This window comes from Acidovorax radicis N35, from assembly GCF_000204195.1.
Taxonomy (GTDB): Bacteria; Pseudomonadota; Gammaproteobacteria; order Burkholderiales; family Burkholderiaceae_C; genus Acidovorax; species Acidovorax radicis.
In genome coordinates this window covers 221,991-238,689 of record NZ_AFBG01000022.1, presented here as the reverse complement: position 1 = coordinate 238,689, position 16,699 = coordinate 221,991, and the positions used below count along the sequence as shown (strand labels likewise).

The 16,699-nt window shown below is 66.1% G+C and carries 15 protein-coding genes; 2 read left to right on the top strand and 13 right to left on the bottom strand.

Annotated features, from left to right (window positions below):
* Nucleotides 1-23: 23 nt before the first annotated feature.
* The 3 genes from ARADN35_RS0121200 to ARADN35_RS0121190 all read right to left on the bottom strand — a co-directional run bounded on the left by ARADN35_RS0121200 (nucleotide 24) and on the right by ARADN35_RS0121190 (nucleotide 3,094).
* The gene (locus ARADN35_RS0121200) at nucleotides 24-1,334 is read right to left on the bottom strand and encodes a TRAP transporter large permease (RefSeq protein WP_010465763.1); all 1,311 of its coding nucleotides are present in this window, start codon (nucleotides 1,332-1,334) and stop codon (nucleotides 24-26) included.
* A gap of 204 nt (nucleotides 1,335-1,538) precedes the next feature.
* On the bottom strand, nucleotides 1,539-2,075 hold the full coding sequence (locus ARADN35_RS0121195) for a TRAP transporter small permease (RefSeq protein WP_010465762.1): 537 nt from the start codon (nucleotides 2,073-2,075) through the stop codon (nucleotides 1,539-1,541).
* Between the two features lie 2 nt (nucleotides 2,076-2,077).
* The gene (locus ARADN35_RS0121190; RefSeq protein WP_029414268.1) at nucleotides 2,078-3,094 is read right to left on the bottom strand and encodes a TRAP transporter substrate-binding protein; all 1,017 of its coding nucleotides are present in this window, start codon (nucleotides 3,092-3,094) and stop codon (nucleotides 2,078-2,080) included.
* 180 nt (nucleotides 3,095-3,274) lie between these two features.
* Here ARADN35_RS0121190 and ARADN35_RS0121185 point away from each other — a divergent pair, with 180 nt between their 5' ends.
* Nucleotides 3,275-3,805, top strand: a complete 531-nt coding sequence (locus ARADN35_RS0121185) for a winged helix DNA-binding protein (protein WP_010465760.1) — start codon at nucleotides 3,275-3,277, stop codon at nucleotides 3,803-3,805.
* A gap of 81 nt (nucleotides 3,806-3,886) precedes the next feature.
* On the top strand, nucleotides 3,887-7,549 hold the full coding sequence (locus tag ARADN35_RS0121180) for a hydantoinase B/oxoprolinase family protein (RefSeq protein WP_010465759.1): 3,663 nt from the start codon (nucleotides 3,887-3,889) through the stop codon (nucleotides 7,547-7,549).
* Nucleotides 7,550-7,600: 51 nt separating this feature from the next.
* Here ARADN35_RS0121180 and mnhG read toward each other — a convergent pair whose 3' ends face one another.
* From mnhG to ARADN35_RS0121130, 10 genes are all read right to left on the bottom strand, one after another.
* Nucleotides 7,601-7,993, bottom strand: coding sequence for a monovalent cation/H(+) antiporter subunit G (mnhG, locus tag ARADN35_RS0121175; RefSeq protein ID WP_010465758.1), 393 nt, complete (start codon nucleotides 7,991-7,993; stop codon nucleotides 7,601-7,603).
* A complete protein-coding gene (locus tag ARADN35_RS0121170) occupies nucleotides 7,990-8,268 on the bottom strand; it encodes a K+/H+ antiporter subunit F (protein WP_010465757.1) in 279 nt (92 codons plus the stop codon). The genes mnhG and ARADN35_RS0121170 overlap by 4 nt, the downstream gene beginning before the upstream one ends.
* Nucleotides 8,265-8,786, bottom strand: a complete 522-nt coding sequence (locus tag ARADN35_RS0121165; RefSeq protein ID WP_010465756.1) for a Na+/H+ antiporter subunit E — start codon at nucleotides 8,784-8,786, stop codon at nucleotides 8,265-8,267. The genes ARADN35_RS0121170 and ARADN35_RS0121165 overlap by 4 nt, the downstream gene beginning before the upstream one ends.
* Nucleotides 8,783-10,495: a monovalent cation/H+ antiporter subunit D gene (locus tag ARADN35_RS26680; RefSeq protein ID WP_244265935.1), complete on the bottom strand. Its 1,713-nt coding sequence runs from the start codon at nucleotides 10,493-10,495 to the stop codon at nucleotides 8,783-8,785. The genes ARADN35_RS0121165 and ARADN35_RS26680 overlap by 4 nt, the downstream gene beginning before the upstream one ends.
* Nucleotides 10,496-10,754: 259 nt before the next feature.
* Nucleotides 10,755-11,120, bottom strand: a complete 366-nt coding sequence (locus tag ARADN35_RS0121155; protein ID WP_010465754.1) for a Na+/H+ antiporter subunit C — start codon at nucleotides 11,118-11,120, stop codon at nucleotides 10,755-10,757.
* Nucleotides 11,111-14,068 (bottom strand): monovalent cation/H+ antiporter subunit A, encoded by a 2,958-nt coding sequence (locus ARADN35_RS0121150; RefSeq protein WP_010465753.1) that lies wholly within the window; start codon nucleotides 14,066-14,068, stop codon nucleotides 11,111-11,113. Before ARADN35_RS0121150 ends, ARADN35_RS0121155 begins: the two co-directional genes overlap by 10 nt.
* A gap of 115 nt (nucleotides 14,069-14,183) precedes the next feature.
* On the bottom strand, nucleotides 14,184-14,615 hold the full coding sequence (locus ARADN35_RS0121145) for a helix-hairpin-helix domain-containing protein (RefSeq protein ID WP_010465752.1): 432 nt from the start codon (nucleotides 14,613-14,615) through the stop codon (nucleotides 14,184-14,186).
* 136 nt (nucleotides 14,616-14,751) lie between these two features.
* The gene (lapB, locus tag ARADN35_RS0121140) at nucleotides 14,752-15,909 is read right to left on the bottom strand and encodes a lipopolysaccharide assembly protein LapB (RefSeq protein WP_010465751.1); all 1,158 of its coding nucleotides are present in this window, start codon (nucleotides 15,907-15,909) and stop codon (nucleotides 14,752-14,754) included.
* Nucleotides 15,899-16,228, bottom strand: coding sequence for a LapA family protein (locus tag ARADN35_RS0121135; protein ID WP_010465750.1), 330 nt, complete (start codon nucleotides 16,226-16,228; stop codon nucleotides 15,899-15,901). Before ARADN35_RS0121135 ends, lapB begins: the two co-directional genes overlap by 11 nt.
* Before the next feature lie 121 nt (nucleotides 16,229-16,349).
* On the bottom strand, nucleotides 16,350-16,685 hold the full coding sequence (locus ARADN35_RS0121130) for an integration host factor subunit beta (RefSeq protein ID WP_444547883.1): 336 nt from the start codon (nucleotides 16,683-16,685) through the stop codon (nucleotides 16,350-16,352).
* Nucleotides 16,686-16,699 lie beyond the last annotated feature (14 nt).

The window sequence follows — 16,699 nt, the reverse complement described above, 5'->3', positions numbered from 1 at the left end:
ATCGTACCCTGGGCTGGACCGAGCTACTTCTCCGCGCCCATGACCAGATCGGGAAGGATGGTCACGATCTGCGGAAAGATCGTGATGAGTGCAATGCAGACCACCAGGCACAGGAAGAACGGAATCGCGGCGCGCGCGATGGTGTTGCTGTCCTTGCCCGTCATGTTCTGCAGCACGAAGAGGTTGAAGCCCACCGGCGGCGTGACCTCGGCAATTTCGACCAGCAGCACGATGAAGATGCCGAACCAGATCAAATCGAACCCGGCCTGCTGGATCATGGGCAGCACCACGGCGCTGGTCAGCACGATCATGCTGATGCCGTCGAGCGCCGTGCCCAGGACCAGGTAGACCACCACCAGCACGCTGATGAGCGCGAACGGCGACAGGTGCATGGCGTTGACCCACTCGGCCAGTTCGCGCGGGATGCCGGTGAAGGCCATGGTCTTGGTCAGAAAGGCCGCGCCTGCCAGGATGAACATGATCATGCAGCTGGTGCGCGTGGTGCCCATCAGCCCGTCCTTGAAGTTCTGCCAGGTGAGCGACCGGCTCCACAGCGCCAGACCCAGCGAGCCCACCACGCCGTAGGCCGCGCATTCGGTGGCGGTGGCGTAGCCGGTGATGAGCACGGTGACGATGAAGACGATGAGCACGCCCACGGGGATCAGGTTGCCGGACTTGCGGATCTTCTCGCGCAGCGTCGAAGGCGGGTCGGCCGCGGGCACCTTGTCGGTGTTGCGCAGGCTCCACCAGCCGATGTAGCCCGAGAACAGCAGCATCAGCAAAATGCCCGGCAGGAAGCCTGCCAGAAAGATGCGGATGATGGACGCGTCGGCTGCCACCGCATACACCACCATGGTGATGGAGGGCGGGATGAGGATGCCCAGCGTGCCGGCCGTGGCCAGCGACCCCAGTGCCAGCTTCTCGTCGTAGCCGCGCTTCATCAGCTCGGGCAGGGCCACCTTGCTGATGGTGGCGCACGTTGCGGCCGACGAACCCGACACCGAGCCGAAGATGCCGCAGCCCAGGATGGTGGTGTGCATCAGCCGCCCGGGCACGCGGTTGAGCCAGGGCCGCAGGCCCTCGAACATCTCTTCGCTGAGCTTGGTGCGAAACAGGATTTCGCCCATCCAGATGAACAACGGCAGCGCCGCCAGCTCCCAGCTCGCATTGCTCTCCCAGAACGCCGAGAACAAATTCTTGGCCGGCTGCGTGGAGGTGAAGAACGCCTGCCCCACCCAGCCGCAGATCGCCAGGGTCATCGCGATCCAGACACCGCCGGACAGCAGCACCAGCATCAGTACCAGCAGGACGCCGCCCACCATCAAGATATCCATGTCGAACTTTCTGGGCCGCCCGGTGCTATGTCCCACACGGCCTGTTGTTATCGGTAGTCACTCGTTGCGCACTCATTGCGTTGCGCTTTCCACCCAACGCAAAAACCGGCGCTACCCAAAACCAGTGCCACCGTGGAACCGGCTTCGCCGGGCCACCGGTGGCGTCCCCCTCAGGGGGAAGGCGCGCAGCGCCTCAGGGGGGCTTCATATGTCAGAGGAAAAATCGCCCTTGGCATGGCGCTCTTCGACGGCGCGCACGAAGGTGGGCACGCCGCCGCGCAGCACGATGATGAATTCATCGACCACGGCCACCCACAGCAAAATGGATCCGAGCGCAAAGCTCAGCTGCGGAATCCACAGCGGCATGGGCAGCAGGCCCTGCGAGATGTCGTTGAACTCCCAGCTCTCATACGTGTAGCTGCAGGCCGCCCACATGAGGTAGCCCACGGCCACCGACCCGATCGCCAGCGACACCACCTCGAGCTGGCGGCAGCGGCGCGGGGACAGCTTTTCCAGCAGCAGCGTCACGCGCACGAAGTCACCGTGCTTGAAGGCATGGGCCATGGCCAGGAAGGCGGCCGCTGCGCAGAACCACGCCACGATGTCGTTGATGGCGCCCGTGCGCAGCCCCAGTTCGCGCATGATGCTCTGCGCGACCATGAGCACGCAGATCAGCGCGATGAACGCGGCGCCCACGGCGCCGGCGGCGAGGTAGATGCGGTCGAGCCAGCGGCGCAGCATGGTCACTTCTTGGCCGGTGCCGCAGCGGCGGGGGCACTCTTGCGGTAGGCGGCGATGATGGCTTCACCCTCGGGTCCGGCCTTCTTGACCCAGTCGCCCAGCATGATCTCGCCCACCTGGCGCATGTCGGCCATCAGCTTGGGGGCAGGGGTGACAATCTTCATGCCCTTCTCGACCAGGGCTTTCTTGTACCACTCGGTCTTTTCTTCGCTGAGCTTCCAGCCGCGCGACTCGGCCTCGGCCGATGCCTTGAGCAGGGCGTCCTGGCTGGGCTTGTCCAGTGCGTCAAAAGCCTTCTTGTTCACGATGACCGCGTTCTTGGGCAGCCAGGCCTGGGTGTCATGAAAGAGCTTGATGCTTTCGTAGATCTTGCTGTCATAGCCGGTGGAGCCGGACGTCATGGTGGCCTCGACCACGCCCGTAGCCAGCGCCTGTGAGAGTTCGGCCGCCTGGATGGTCACCGGCTGCGCACCGATCAGCTCGGCGATCTTGGCCGTGGCGGGGCTGTAGGCGCGCCACTTGATGCCACGCAGGTCGGCCACCGAGGCCAGTTCCTTCTTCGAGTAGATGCCCTGCGGTGGCCACGCCACGGCATACAGCAGCTTCATGCCCTGCGTGCCCAGCAACCGGTCCAGCGAGGCCTTCTGGGCGTCGTACAGGCGCTTGGAATCTGCATACGAGGTGGCCAGGAAGGGGATGCCGTCCACGCCGTACAGAGGGTTTTCGTTTTCAAAATTGCCCAGCAGCACTTCGCCCATGGGGGCCTGCCCACCTTGCACTGCGCGCTTGATCTCGTTGGCCTTGAACAGCGAGGCGTTGGCATGCACGGTGATCTTGAGCTTGCCCGCGCTGGCCGCGTCCACGTCCTTGGCGAACTGCATCAGGTTCTCGGTGTGGAAATTGCTGACCGGATAGGCGGCGGCCAGATCCCATTTGGTCTGGGCCATGACCGAGGTGGCAGTGAAACCAAAGGCCATTGCCAGGCAGAGGGCTGTGGCGGGGAAAATTCGACGCTTCATGAAGTGCTCCGCAAGTTGGATCGTGGGGGTAAGCCACTGTATATAAAGCAAGGGGCCACGGCATAGGTGTTTTGCCTAAACGCTGACAAATTGCCAACAAATCATTGTCATGCTGCCTACAATGGCCATTGCATATCCCGTGCCAGTTTTTCTTTTTTCTCCGAGGCGCTGCTGTCCATCATGAAATCCGGGTCCAAGGCCAAGGGCGATTCCGGCCCCATCGTGTCGTCAGCGCACCTCGTGTCGGCGCAGAGTGCCGAGATGAGTGAATTCGAGTTCGGGCTCATCGTGGCGGGCAACGCCTTCCACCGCTGGGTGGCGCACTGCATGTCGGCCGCGGGCCTCAAGGACCTCACGCCGCTCGATGTGCTGGTTCTGCACCATGTGACGCACCGCGCGCGCGACAAGCGCCTGGCCGACATCTGCTTCATCATGAACGTGGAGGACACGCACCTGGTGAACTACGCGCTCAAGAAGCTGCAGAACCTGGGCGTCGTCGCGTCGCAGAAAAACGGCAAGGAAGTGACTTACGCTGCCACCGATGTGGGCCGCGCCTACGTGCAGCGCTACCGTGAGATTCGCGAAAGCTGCCTCATCGATGCGCTGCAGGCCGACGACGCGCTGAACCGCGACATCGGCGAGCTGGCCCGTTTGCTGCGTGTGCTCTCGGGCATGTACGACCAGGCGGCGCGATCGGCCGCGTCCCTGTGATCTGTGCCCAGATATTTGAAAAAAACCATGCTCTAGCGCTTATTCAATAAGCGCTAATAGCTATCAAAAAGATAGTGATTCATGTCCCACCAAGTTTCGCCCATGTCCCGCTGGCAGTTCTGGATCGACCGGGGCGGCACCTTCACCGATGTGGTGGGCCGGCGGCCCAACCCGGATGGTTCGTTCAGCCTGGTCACGCACAAGCTGCTGTCCGAAAACCCCGAGCAGTACAAGGACGCGGCTGTCGCGGGCATCCGCCACCTGCTGGGTTTGAAGCCCGGCGAGGCGGTGACGCCCGAGCTGGTCGAGTGCGTGAAGATGGGCACCACCGTGGCCACCAACGCGCTGCTGGAACGCAAGGGCGAGCCCACGCTGCTCATCACCACCAAGGGCTTCAAGGATGCGCTGCGCATCGCCTACCAGAACCGCCCGCGTTTGTTTGACCGGCGCATCGTGCTGCCCGAGCTGTTGTACGAGCGCGTGATCGAGGCGCAGGAGCGTGTGGGCGCGCAGGGTGAGGTGATCGAGCCGCTGGATGAAGACCACCTCAAGGAACGCCTGTGGGCCGCCTACGACGCGGGCCTGCGCAGCGCGGCCATCGTGTTCATGCACGGTTATCGCTACACCGCACACGAAGAAGCCGCCGCCCGCATTGCGCGCGCAGCGGGCTTTACACAGGTGAGCGCATCCCACGCCACCAGCCCCATGATGAAGCTGGTGAGCCGGGGCGACACCACGGTGGTGGATGCGTACCTGTCGCCCATCCTGCGCCGCTATGTGGACCAGGTGGCGAGCGAGATGCCAGGCGTGCAACTGTTCTTCATGCAGTCGTCGGGCGGGCTGACTGATGCCCAGGTGTTCCAGGGCAAGGACGCGATCTTGAGCGGCCCCGCAGGCGGCATTGTGGGCATGGCCCGCACCGCCGGTTTGGCAGGCCACGACAAGGTCATCGGCTTCGACATGGGCGGCACCAGCACCGACGTGAGCCACTACGCGGGCGAGTTCGAGCGCGAGTTCGAGACCCAGGTGGCCGGTGTGCGCATGCGCGCCCCCATGATGAGCATCTACACCGTGGCGGCCGGCGGCGGTTCTATCTTGGGTTTTGACGGTGCGCGCTTTCGTGTGGGCCCCGAAAGCGCGGGCGCCAACCCCGGCCCCGCCAGCTACCGCCGGGGCGGCCCGCTGGCCGTGACGGATGCGAACGTGATGGTGGGCAAGATCCAGCCCGCACATTTCCCCAAGGTGTTTGGCCATGCAGCCAACGAGGCGCTCGACCGCGACGTGGTGGGGCAGAAGTTCGCGCAGCTAGCGGTGCAAAGCGGCCGCTCGCAAGAAGACGTGGCCCATGGCTTCATCCAGATCGCCGTGCAGCAGATGGCCAACGCGATCAAGAAGATCAGCGTAGCGCGCGGGTATGACGTGACGCGCTACACGCTGCAATGCTTTGGGGGCGCGGGCGGCCAGCATGCGTGTTTGGTGGCCGATGCTTTAGGCATGACGCGCGTGTTTGTGCACCCGCTGGCGGGCGTGCTCAGTGCTTACGGTATGGGCCTGGCCGACCAGAACGTGATCCGCGAACAGGCTGTAGAAACGAAGCTGGTGCCCGAGGCGCTGGCAGGCATTGAGGCCACGCTGGAGCAACTGGCCACCACCGCGCGCACCGAGCTGGAGCGCCAGCAGTCGGGCAGTGGCACAGCCGTGGTGCACCGCCGTGTGCACGTCCGTTACGAGGGCAGCGACTCGGCGCTCATCGTGCCGTTGGGTTCGATGGCCGAAATCACCGCCGCATTCGAGAACGCCTACCGCCAGCGTTTTGCCTTCCTGATGCAGGGCAAGGGCCTGGTGGTGGAGGCTGTGTCGGTCGAGGCCGTGGTGCCCGGCGACGCACCGGTGGAGCCGCGCCACGCAATGCAGCCCGCGCGCGAGGTGCCGCGCCGCAGCACCGTGCGCATGTACACAGGTGGTGTGGATGGAGTGGCCGCCTGGCACGACGCGGTCCTGGTGGTGCGCGAGGATTTGCGCCCCGGCGACGTGATCCCCGGCCCGGCCATCATTGCCGAGAAGAATGCCACCACCATCGTGGAGCCCGGCTGGGAGGCCGCGCTGACCGACCTGGACCACCTGCTGCTCAACCGCCGCGTGGCGCGCGCCGTGCAGCATGCCGTGGGCACCACGGTGGACCCGGTACTGCTGGAAGTGTTCAACAACCTGTTCATGAACATCGCCGAGCAGATGGGCCTGCAGCTGCAGAACACGGCCTACTCGGTGAACATCAAAGAGCGGCTCGATTTCAGCTGCGCACTGTTCGACACCGAAGGCAACCTCATCGCCAACGCACCGCACATGCCGGTGCACCTGGGCTCGATGGGCGAGAGCATCAAGACGGTGATACGTGACAACGCCGGGCGCATGCAGCCGGGTGATGTGTTCGTGCTCAACGACCCCTACCACGGCGGCACGCACCTGCCCGACATCACAGTGATCACGCCGGTCTACCTGGGGGACAACGCCGAGCCCACGTTCTACGTCGGCAGCCGGGGCCACCACGCCGATGTGGGCGGCACCACGCCGGGCTCCATGCCACCGTTCTCCACGCGCATCGAGGAAGAGGGCGTGCAGATCAACAACGTGAAGCTGGTCGAGCGCGGCGTGCTGCGCGAGGCGGAGATGATTGCGCTGCTGGAAAGCGGCGAGTACCCCAGCCGCAACCCGCAGCAGAACATGGCCGACCTGCGCGCGCAGATCGCCGCCAACGAGAAGGGCCAGCAGGAGCTGCGCCGCATGGTGGGCGAGTTCGGGCTCGACGTCGTGCTGGCGTACATGAACCACGTGCAGGACAACGCCGAGGAATCGGTGCGCCGCGTGATCACGCGCCTGAAGGACGGTGCGTTCACGCTGCCACTGGACAACGGCGCGCAGATCAGCGTGGCTGTGAAGGTGGATGCCAAGAGCCGCAGCGCCACCATCGACTTCACCGGCACCAGCGCGCAGCAGACGAACAACTTCAACGCGCCCACGGCGGTGTGCATGGCGGCGGTGCTGTATGTGTTCCGCACGCTGGTGGACGACGACATTCCGCTCAACGCCGGGTGCCTCAAGCCGCTCAACGTCATCATCCCGCCGGGCAGCATGCTCAACCCCAACCCCCCAGCCTCGGTGGTGGCGGGCAATGTGGAGACTTCCACCTGCATCACCAATGCGCTGTACGGCGCACTGGGCCTGATGGCGGCGGGGCAGTGCACCATGAACAACTTCACCTTTGGCAGCACGCGCTACCAGTACTACGAGACGATCTCGGGGGGCAGCGGCGCGGGCGGCGTGTGGGATGCCAACGGGCAGCTCACCGGTGGCTTTGCAGGCACCAGCGTCGTGCAATGCCACATGACCAACTCGCGCCTCACGGACCCCGAGGTGCTGGAGTTCCGCTTCCCCGTGCGGCTGGAGGGCTACGAGATCCGCAAGGGCTCGGGCGGCGCCGGGCAGTGGAAGGGCGGTGACGGTGGCATCCGCCGTGTGCGCTTTCTGGAGCCGATGACGGCCAGCATCCTGTCGAACGGCCGCCACCATGGCGCGTTTGGCATGGCGGGCGGCCAGCCGGGGGCCGTGGGCATCAACAAGGTGGTGCGCAGCGATGGCCGTGTGGAGCTGCTGGACCACATCGGCCAAGCCGAAATGCTGCCGGGCGATGTGTTTGAAATCCACACGCCGGGCGGCGGTGGATTCGGGTCTTCAGGTCAAAAATAGGGGTGAAAATAGCCGCTAGCGCTTATCCATAAAGCGCTGGCAGCTATTAAATCAGGAGTCTTCGGTTTCGGATGGCGCCTTGGGCTGGCTCAGGCTCGGCGGCACATTCAGCCCCATCTGCCGCGCGCGGAACAGCGCCGCGCGCATCAAGAAGATCGACATGATCGGCACCGTGATCGCCACGAACACGGCGATCAACAGCGCATGCAGCGCCAGGCTGCGGTCGGCCACCGAGAAGTACAGCACCGTGCCGTGCATGATCAGCCAGCAGCCCAGCGTGGCGATGATGGCGGGCGCGTGCACACGCTCGAAGAACGTGGGCAGGCGCAGCAGGCCGGTAGAGCCCAGCAGCGCCAGCCCCGCGCCCGACAGCACCAGCACGGCCACGATGATTTCGAGCCAGAGCGGCAGCACGGCGGTAACGGTGGTAGTGGCTTCGGTCATTCGATCACCTCGCCACGCAGCAAAAACTTGGCCATGGCCATCGAGCCGACAAAACTGAACAGCGCCAACAGCAGAGCGGCCTCGAAGTAGTTCTTGCTGCCGTACAGCAGGCCCAGCACCAGCATCACCAGCATGCCGCTCAGGTACATGCAATCGAGCGCCAGCACCCGGTCTTGTGCGGAAGGGCCTTTGAGCAGGCGGATCAGCGCGCAGCCCATGGCCAGGGCCAGCATGAACAGGGCGATGGGCAAGGCCCAGTCGAGGACAGGGGTCATTCAAAGATCTCCATCAAAGGGGCTTCGTAGCGCTGCTTCACATCTGCAATGACCGTGGCGGGGTCGTCCAGCTCCAGCACATGCAGCAGCAGCACGCTGCGGTCCAGCGACAGCTCGGCCCAGGCCGTGCCGGGGGTGATGCAGACGATCATCGCCAGCACGGCCAGCGCGTTGGGGTCGCGCACTTCCAGCGGAATGTGCACAAAGCCCGAGGGGTGCCGCCGGCGGCCCGGCGCCAGCAGCAGTCGTGCCACGGCCAGGTTGGAACGTGTGGTGTCGGCCATCACCGTGAGCGCCAGGCGCAGCACGGCGCCGGGTTTGCGGATGCGCACGGGCAGCGGGCGCAGCCCGGCCGTGAGCAGCGGGATGGCCAGCGCCAGTGCTGTGCCCAGCACGATGTGGCCCGCGCTCAGGCTGCGGTTGAGCAGCAGCCACAGTACCAGCAGCGCCAGCGAGAGTACGGGGGCGGGCACCAGGCGTTTGAACGGCCGCTGCACGGGGGTGTTGCGGGGCTTCATGGGGGCGTGGTTCCTTGGGGGGCAGGCGCGTCCGCGTGGGGCGGGTTGGGCACCGGGGTGGTGGTCATCACGGCGCGCACGTAGGTGGACGGCGCATGCAGCGCGTCGGCCGTGGCCTGGGTGTAGCGCATCACGGCGCCCGCCTGCCACACCAGGGCCGCGCTGGCCACCAGCAGCAGTGCGATGGGCAGGCCTTCCAGCACGAGCAGCTTGGGGGATGTGCGGTCGTGCGCCGCCCAGAAGTGGCGGATGCCCGCACGCGTGAGCGCCAGCAGCGCGAGCAGGCCCGACCCCACGAGCAGGGCCACCAGCATCCAGCCCGCAGCGCCCAGGTGGAACCCGGCAGAGGCCCCGAGCCCGAGGGGATTGAGCAATGCGTGGACCATGGCGACCTTGCCCACAAAGCCGGGCAGGGGTGGCAGGCCCGCGATGACCAGCGTGCAGGCCATGAAGGCCAGCCCCAGGAACGCGGCAGCCGCCGGGATCACCTCGCCGATGAGCGCCTCCTCCTGGTCATCGAGGTTCATGCCTTCGGTGGGCACCAGATCGGCCGACAGGAACGGCGCATCGTCCGTCTGCTCGTAGGGGGCGAGGTTCGAGCCATCGTTGCGCCAGCGGTCGATCAGGTCGGCCAGCAGAAAGAGCGCGCTCACGGCCAGCGTGGAGCTGAGCAGGTAGTACAGCAGCCCGGCCGTGAGCAGGGTCTGCCCAAAGCCGGTGGCCGCCAGCAGCGTGCCCGACGATAGGATGGCCGCGAAGCCCGCCAGATGCCCCAGGCGCTGCGAGCCCAGCATGCCGATGGCACCGAAGGCCATCGTGAGCATGCCGCCGCCAATCAGCCACTGGCTGCCAAACTGGGCCGAGTCTCCGGCCTCGGGGCCAAACAACAGCGTCCACAGCCGCAGCACGCTGTACACCCCCACCTTCGTCATCAGCGCAAACAGTGCGCCCACCGGCGCGGTGGCCGCGCTGTAGGCAGGCACCAGCCAGAAGTTGAGAGGCCACACGGCGGCCTTGATGAGGAAGGCCACGGCCAGCACGGCCGCTGCCGCGTGCAGCAGGCCTCGGTCTGCGGGCGCAACACCGGCGACGCTCTGGGCCAGGTCGGCCATGTTGAGGGTGCCGGTGATGCCATAGAGCATCGACACACCGATCAGGAACAGCGACGAGGCCGCGAGGTTGATGGCGATGTAGTGCAGCCCCGCCGATACACGCGGGCGGCCCGAGCCGTGCAGCAGCAGGCCGTAGGACGCGGCCAGCATGATCTCGAAGAACACGAACAGGTTGAACAGGTCAGCCGTGAGGAACGCGCCCGCCAGCCCCATGAGCTGGAACTGAAACAGTGGGTGGAAGTGCACGCCCGCCCGGTGCCAGCGTGCGGCCGAGAACAGCACGCTGGCCAGTGCCACGGTGCTGGCCAGCACCAGCATCATCGCGGAGAGCCGGTCGATGGCCAGCACAATGCCAAACGGCGCGGGCCAGTTGCCGGGCAGGTACACGCCCAGGCTGCCTGGAAGGCCCGGGTCCTTGGCCTGCACCAGCAGCATTACTGCGATCACCAGGCCCAGAAAGGTGGAGACGATATTGAGCGTGACCTTGGTGCGCTGGCGCTCTTCGCGCAGCATCAGCATCAGCCCGGCCGTGAGCATGGGCAGCGCGATGGGCGCCAGGATCAGGTGCGGCATCAACCGCTCCAGAAGAAGTTGCATGGATGTCATGTGGTTCGTCCAAGGCGCTGCGCACAAAATTGGCGCGCCCCGAGCGAGGGCAGCCAAGCAAGGGCCGCCCCGCAGCGAGAGTGGGAAGCGCCCCAGAAGTCCATGGCGCAGCGCATGAAACTGGCGCGCCCCAGGCCAGGGCAGCCAAGCAAGGGCCGCCCCGCAGCGAGGGCTGCGTCCCCCTGCCCGCAGTGCGCAGCACTGCGAGAGCGGGGGGAAGGCGCGCAGCGCCTTAGGGGGGGGTTCTTCATCACGGCATTTCCTGCGCATCCTTGGCGCGGGTGCCGTCCACATGGTCGGTGCCCGCCATGCCGCGCGATGCCAGCAGCACCACGAGGAAGAGGGCGGTCATCGCAAAGCCGATCACGATGGCCGTGAGCGTGAGGGCCTGGGGCATGGGGTCGGCGTAGTGGGCCAGGTCCTGCGGCAGGCCCGGCTGCAGCACAGGTTCCTTGTCGATGGCCAGGCCCAGGCGGCCCATGCTGAAGATGAACAGGTTGACGGCATACGACAGCAGCGACAGGCCCATGATGACCTGGAAGGTGCGTGGCCGCAGCAGCAGCCACACGCCCGAGCCGGTGAGCACGCCGATGGCCAGGGCCAGAATCAGTTCCATGGGCTTTCTCCCTGTGTGGTGGCAGCGTCTGCGGTGGCCTGCGCTTCATCCGAGGCGCGCGCATGGTTGTAGCGATGGCTGCGCACCGACTGGTGGGCGATGCCGGTGAGGATGAGCATGGTCGAGCCCACCACCAGCGTGAACACGCCGATGTCGAAGAACAGTGCGCTGGCCACATGGACCTCGCCCACCACCGGCAGGTGCCAATGGGCCGTGTGGCTGGTCAGGAACGGGTAGCCCCAGGCCAGTGCGCCCAGCCCGGTGGCCAGCGCGGCCAGCAGGCCCACGCCGATCCAGCGGCGCGGGTACAGGGGCAGATGCGCCTCGACCCATGACGTGCCCGAGACGATGTACTGCAGCAGCAGCGCCACCGAGAACACCAGCCCGGCCACAAAGCCGCCGCCGGGCTCGTTGTGGCCGCGCATGAACAGGTACATGGACACCAGCGTGGCAAACGGCAGCATCAGCCGCACCAGCACGGCAGGCACCATGAGGTAGCCCACGGCGGTGTCGGCGGTCTGGCGCGGATTGGACAGATCGGTGTCCACGTCGGCGGGCAGGGCGCGTTGCTGGGGCGGCAGGTCCATCACCTCGCGCGCGGGCCGAAAGCGCCGCAGCAGCGCATACACCGTGAGCGCCACGATGCCCAGCACCACGATCTCGCCAAAGGTGTCGAAGCCCCGGAAGTCCACCAGCATCACGTTGACCACGTTGGTGCCGCCGCCTTCGCTGAGCGCGCGCTCGAGGAAGAAGGTCGAGGTGCTGTCGGGGAAAGGCCGGCTCATCATGGCAAACGACAGCAGGGCCATGCCCGCGCCCGTGGTCAGTGCCAGCGCCATGTCGCGGTAGCGGCGCAATTGGGTGCGGCGCTCTTCGGCCAGCGTGGGCTTGCGCAGGGCTTCGTCGCGGCGCGGCAGCCAGCGCAGGCCCAGCAGGATGAGGATGGTGGTGACCACCTCCACCACGATCTGCGTGAGCGCCAGGTCGGGGGCCGAGAACCAGAGGAAGGTCAGGCACACGCACAGCCCCGCACCGCCCAACAGGGTGAGCGCCGCCAGCCGGTGGTACTTGGCCTGCCAGGCCGCCGCCATGGCGCACAGCCCGCCCAGCAGCCACAGCAGCGCGAAGGCCGGAGACAGCGGCAGCTGCGCCCGGTCGCCAATAGGCAGGCCCCGTGCCCACAGGGGCAGCACGCAGGCCACAAGCGCAGCACTGACCAGCCACAGCATCTGCCATTGCAGGCGCCCGGTGCCCAGCATCCGGCGGCCATGGCGGCCCCACTGGGTGACGGCTGCCAGGGTGCCTTCGAACAGCCGCTGGCCGCTGATGTGGTGCATGACCGGTGGCGCATCCAGCACGCCTTTTTCGCGCTGCCAGCGCAGCAGGGCATACAGCGCGATGCCCCCGCCCAGGGCCACCAGGCTCATCACGAACGGTGTGTTGAACCCGTGCCAGACCGCCAGGCTGTAGGTGGGCAGCTCGCCCCCCACCACCGGCCGCGCGGCTGCGGCCAGGTAGGCGCCTACGGACCAGGCAGGCAGCGTGCCCACCACGAGGCAGGCCAGCACCAGCAGCTCGACCGGCACCCGCATCCAGTGCGGCGGCTCGTGGGGCGGGCGCGGCAGGTCGGTGGCGGGCGGGCCCCAGAACACATCGACCGTGAAGCGCAGCGAATACGCCACGCTGAACATGCCCGCCACGGTGGCGGCCACGGGCAGCAGCCATTCCAGCATCGGCGTGGTGTTCACGTACACCGTTTCGGCAAAGAACATTTCCTTGGACAGGAAGCCGTTGAGCAGCGGCACGCCTGCCATCGCAGCACTGGCCACCATGGCCAGGGTGGCTGTGATGGGCATCATCTTGCGCAGCCCGGAGAGCCTCCGTATGTCCCGCGTGCCACTTTCATGGTCCACGATGCCCACGGCCATGAACAGCGAGGCTTTGAAGGTGGCGTGGTTCATGATGTGGAACACGGCGGCCACGGCGGCCAGCGGGCTGTTCAGGCCCAGCAGCAAGGTGATGAGGCCCAGGTGCGAAATGGTGGAATACGCCAGCAGACCTTTGAGGTCGTTCTGGAACATCGCCGCATAGCCACCCACCAGCAAGGTGCACAGGCCCGCGCCACCCACCAGCCAGAACCACTCCTCGGTGCCCGCCAGCGCAGGCCACAGGCGCGCCATCAGAAACACGCCCGCCTTGACCATGGTGGCCGAGTGCAGGTACGCCGAAACGGGCGTGGGTGCGGCCATGGCATGGGGCAGCCAGAAGTGAAAAGGGAACTGCGCGCTTTTGGTCAGCGCGCCCAGCAGGATCAGCACCAGCGCGGTCAGGTACAGCGGGTGCGCCTTGATCAGCGTGCCTGCGGCCAGCACGTGATCGAGGTCGTAGCTGCCGACGATGTGGCCCAGCACCAGCATGCCAGCCAGCATGCACAGGCCGCCCGTGCCTGTCACCGTCAGCGCCATGCGCGCGCCGCGCCGGGCATCCTTGCGGTGGTGCCAGTAGCCGATCAGCAAGAAGGAAAACAGGCTGGTCAGTTCCCAGAAGAACGCAATCTGGAGGATGTTGCCCGACAGCACCACGCCCACCATGGCCCCCATGAACGCCAGAAAGAACGCAAAAAAGCGCGGCACCGGGTCGGCCGCCGACATGTAATAGCGCGCATACAGCACCACCAGGCTGCCCACGCCCAGCACCAGCATGCTGAACATCCATGCAAAGCCATCCATGCGGATGACGAGGTTCAGGCCCAGGGCGGGGAGCCACGCCAACTCCTGTCGCAGCACGCCGCCATCGGCAATCTCGGGAAAGTAGAGCGCCACCTGCACGGTGCAGAACAAGGCGATCAGGCCTGCCAGCGTGGACTCGGTGTTGCGGGCATTGGCGGGCAGTACCGCTGCCAGCAGGCTGCCGATGAAGGGGAGGAGGATGAGGGTGATCAGGGGCATGCGCGAACAATTTTAGGGGCACCCCCCAAAGTCCCTGCCCAGGCCTTGCCGTTGCGCAACCCATGGCCCAAAAAAACAAGCCCGCCGAGGCGGGCTTGTAGCTTGCGGTGCGTGCTTAGTTTTTGCTAGCGCTGGCGGCGGAAGTGGACTCTGGCGGCGGGGTCACCGGGGCCGCCACATCTTTTCCTGGGCCCTCTTGGGCCTTGCGGTCAGCGCCCTGTGCCGGGGCCTGTTTCTTGTGGCCGCGCTGGTTCTTCGCTTCGGCCTTGGCGGCCGCCGCTGCGCTGTACTTTTTACCACCCACGGTGAGGCCTTCCTTGGAGAAGTTCACCGCGCTTTTGTGGCCCACACCACCCACGCGGCCGACGAAGTCGTTCCAGTCCTTGAAAGGTGCACTTCTGCGTTCTTCCAGGATGCGGCCCGACAGGCCTGGCCCGATGCCCTTGATGCCGTCGAGCTCCGCCTCGGTGGCCGTGTTCACGTCCACGGCGGCGAAAGATGCCACGGCAAACAGCATGGCGACGAGGGTGAGCAGTTTTTTCAGCATGGTGATTGATTTACCGGTGTTCGTGGCGAGGTGCGACCGAAGGATTTCAGACATGACTTACGCAAACCAGGCCTCAGGCACGCGGATTGCCCCAGGGCAAGGCGGCTCTGTTGCATCCCGGTTTGCGCAAGTCTTATCAGAGTTCTTCGACACGGCGGGCGGGGTAGCTGTCCCAGGTCTGGCAGCCGGGGCACTGCCAGAAATGCTGGCGTGCCTCGAAGCCGCAGGCCGCACAGCGGTAGCGTGTGAGCGGCTTGACGGCATGTTCCAGCGCACGCTGGACCTGGGGATGAAATTCTTCGTGCTCCAGCTTCTCGGTGGCCAACCATTTGGCGGCGGCGACCAGCGAGCGTTCCTTGTCCAGGTGCTGCACGTAGCGCTGCCGGGCGGACCCACGGGTGGCCTCGTTGGCGGTCTCCATGGCCACGATGCTCTCCAGCACATCCAGCGAAGGGGCTTGCGCATAGTGGGCCTGCAGCAATGCCTGCACTTCAGGCGTGCGCCCCGTGGCGGTGGCCGCCTCGACCATCAACGGAGCGGCCAGAGGCAGGGCGGCCGGATTGCGCTCGCCCAGCGTTTTCAGGGTGGCCAACACGGCGGCGGGCTGGCCCATGAGGCGCTGCAGCCGCGCCAGCTCGATGCGTGCACGGGCGGCTTCGGGGGCGGCGGCCACGGCCTGCTCCAGCAGGGCCTGGGCGCCGGGAAGGTCGCCCTGTGCACTCAGAGCCAGGGCCTGCTCGCACAGGTAGTGGGCCTGGCGGGTGCTGAAGTCGCCCTGATCGGCGTCGTGCATCTTGCGGGCGATGGTGGCGGCATGGGGCCAATCGCGTGAACGCTCATAAATGGCCAGCAGCGCCAGGCGGGCCTGGGCCTCGAAGGGGGTGCCTTCCAGGCGGTGCAAGGCTTCTTCCGCCCGGTCGAGCAGGCCGGCCTTGAGGAAGTCGAGCGCCAGTGCGTGCTGGGCACGTTCGCGGTCGGTGCGGCTCAGGTCGCCGCGCGAGAGCAGGTGCTCGTGCACGCGCACGGCACGGTCGTATTCGCCCCGGCGGCGGAACAGGTTGCCCAGTGCAAAGTGCAGTTCGGAGGTGTCAGGGTCGTTTTGCACGGCCTCGATGAAGGCGTCGATCGCCTGGTCTTGTTGCTCGTTGAGCAGGAAGTTCAGGCCTTTGAAGTACGCCTTGGGTGCGCGGCGGTTTTCGGCGCGCAGCTGGCGCAGGTCAAAACGCGAAGCCAGCCAGCCCAGCACAAAGGCCACGGGCAGACCCAGCAGGATCCAGGTCAGGTCAAATTCCATGGGCGGAAGGCAGGTCTGGCGGTGGTGGCGGTGCAGGGGGGGTTGTCGTGGCTGCGGCGGGGGAGGCAACGGGCGTGGGCACGGCCACTGCTGCATGGGCGCGGCGCGCTGCGGCGCGGTGCCTCCACCAGCGCGGCACCATGCCCAGCACACCCACGGCGAGCCCGGCCGAGAAGGCCGTCAGCACCACCAGCACCAACGGCGCGCGCCATTGCGTGCCAAAGAAGAAGTGCACGGTGGCGTCCTGCTGGTTGTTCAGCGCGAAGGCAAAAAGTGTAAAAAAAATGGCTGCCTTGAGCAGCCACAGGAGGTATTTCATCGGTCTCCCCAGTGGTGGGGCGATTCTAAGAGCTTGGGCCTGGGGGGCTGCACGGCCCTTGCAGGATAAGAATTCAGATCAAATGTGCCTCTGGCGCTTATCCATAAAGCGCTGGAAGCTATCATTTTTGAATGGACGTGCTGCCGGCTGCCCCGGAGTTTTCTTCCATTTCGGCAGTGCGCTTGTCCACGGCCTCGCGCAGGGCCTTGCCGGGCTTGAAATGGGGCACACGTTTTTCGGGAATGGCCACGGCCTCGCCGCTGCGCGGATTGCGGCCCATGCGGGGGGGGCGGTGGTTCACCGAGAAGCTGCCAAAACCCCGGATCTCGATGCGGTGCCCGCGCACGAGGGCTTCGCCCACGGCGTCCAGGATGGTCTTGACGGCGTATTCGGCATCGCGGTGTGTCAGCTGGCCAAAACGTGCGGCCAGTTCTTCAACGAGGTCTGAGCGGGTCATGGAGTCTTGGGGCA

Bases quoted from the DNA above. Each gene is read 5' to 3' on its own strand.
- ARADN35_RS0121200 (WP_010465763.1), bottom strand. From the start codon at position 1,334: ATGGATATCTTGATGGTGGGCGGCGTCCTGCTGGTACTGATGCTGGTG.
- ARADN35_RS0121195 (WP_010465762.1), bottom strand. From the start codon at position 2,075: ATGCTGCGCCGCTGGCTCGACCGCATCTACCTCGCCGCCGGCGCCGTG.
- ARADN35_RS0121190 (WP_029414268.1), bottom strand. From the start codon at position 3,094: ATGAAGCGTCGAATTTTCCCCGCCACAGCCCTCTGCCTGGCAATGGCC.
- ARADN35_RS0121185 (WP_010465760.1), top strand. From the start codon at position 3,275: ATGAAATCCGGGTCCAAGGCCAAGGGCGATTCCGGCCCCATCGTGTCG.
- ARADN35_RS0121180 (WP_010465759.1), top strand. From the start codon at position 3,887: ATGTCCCACCAAGTTTCGCCCATGTCCCGCTGGCAGTTCTGGATCGAC.
- mnhG (WP_010465758.1), bottom strand. From the start codon at position 7,993: ATGACCGAAGCCACTACCACCGTTACCGCCGTGCTGCCGCTCTGGCTC.
- ARADN35_RS0121170 (WP_010465757.1), bottom strand. From the start codon at position 8,268: ATGACCCCTGTCCTCGACTGGGCCTTGCCCATCGCCCTGTTCATGCTG.
- ARADN35_RS0121165 (WP_010465756.1), bottom strand. From the start codon at position 8,786: ATGAAGCCCCGCAACACCCCCGTGCAGCGGCCGTTCAAACGCCTGGTG.
- ARADN35_RS26680 (WP_244265935.1), bottom strand. From the start codon at position 10,495: ATGCAACTTCTTCTGGAGCGGTTGATGCCGCACCTGATCCTGGCGCCC.
- ARADN35_RS0121155 (WP_010465754.1), bottom strand. From the start codon at position 11,120: ATGGAACTGATTCTGGCCCTGGCCATCGGCGTGCTCACCGGCTCGGGC.
- ARADN35_RS0121150 (WP_010465753.1), bottom strand. From the start codon at position 14,068: ATGCCCCTGATCACCCTCATCCTCCTCCCCTTCATCGGCAGCCTGCTG.
- ARADN35_RS0121145 (WP_010465752.1), bottom strand. From the start codon at position 14,615: ATGCTGAAAAAACTGCTCACCCTCGTCGCCATGCTGTTTGCCGTGGCA.
- lapB (WP_010465751.1), bottom strand. From the start codon at position 15,909: ATGGAATTTGACCTGACCTGGATCCTGCTGGGTCTGCCCGTGGCCTTT.
- ARADN35_RS0121135 (WP_010465750.1), bottom strand. From the start codon at position 16,228: ATGAAATACCTCCTGTGGCTGCTCAAGGCAGCCATTTTTTTTACACTT.
- ARADN35_RS0121130 (WP_444547883.1), bottom strand. From the start codon at position 16,685: ATGACCCGCTCAGACCTCGTTGAAGAACTGGCCGCACGTTTTGGCCAG.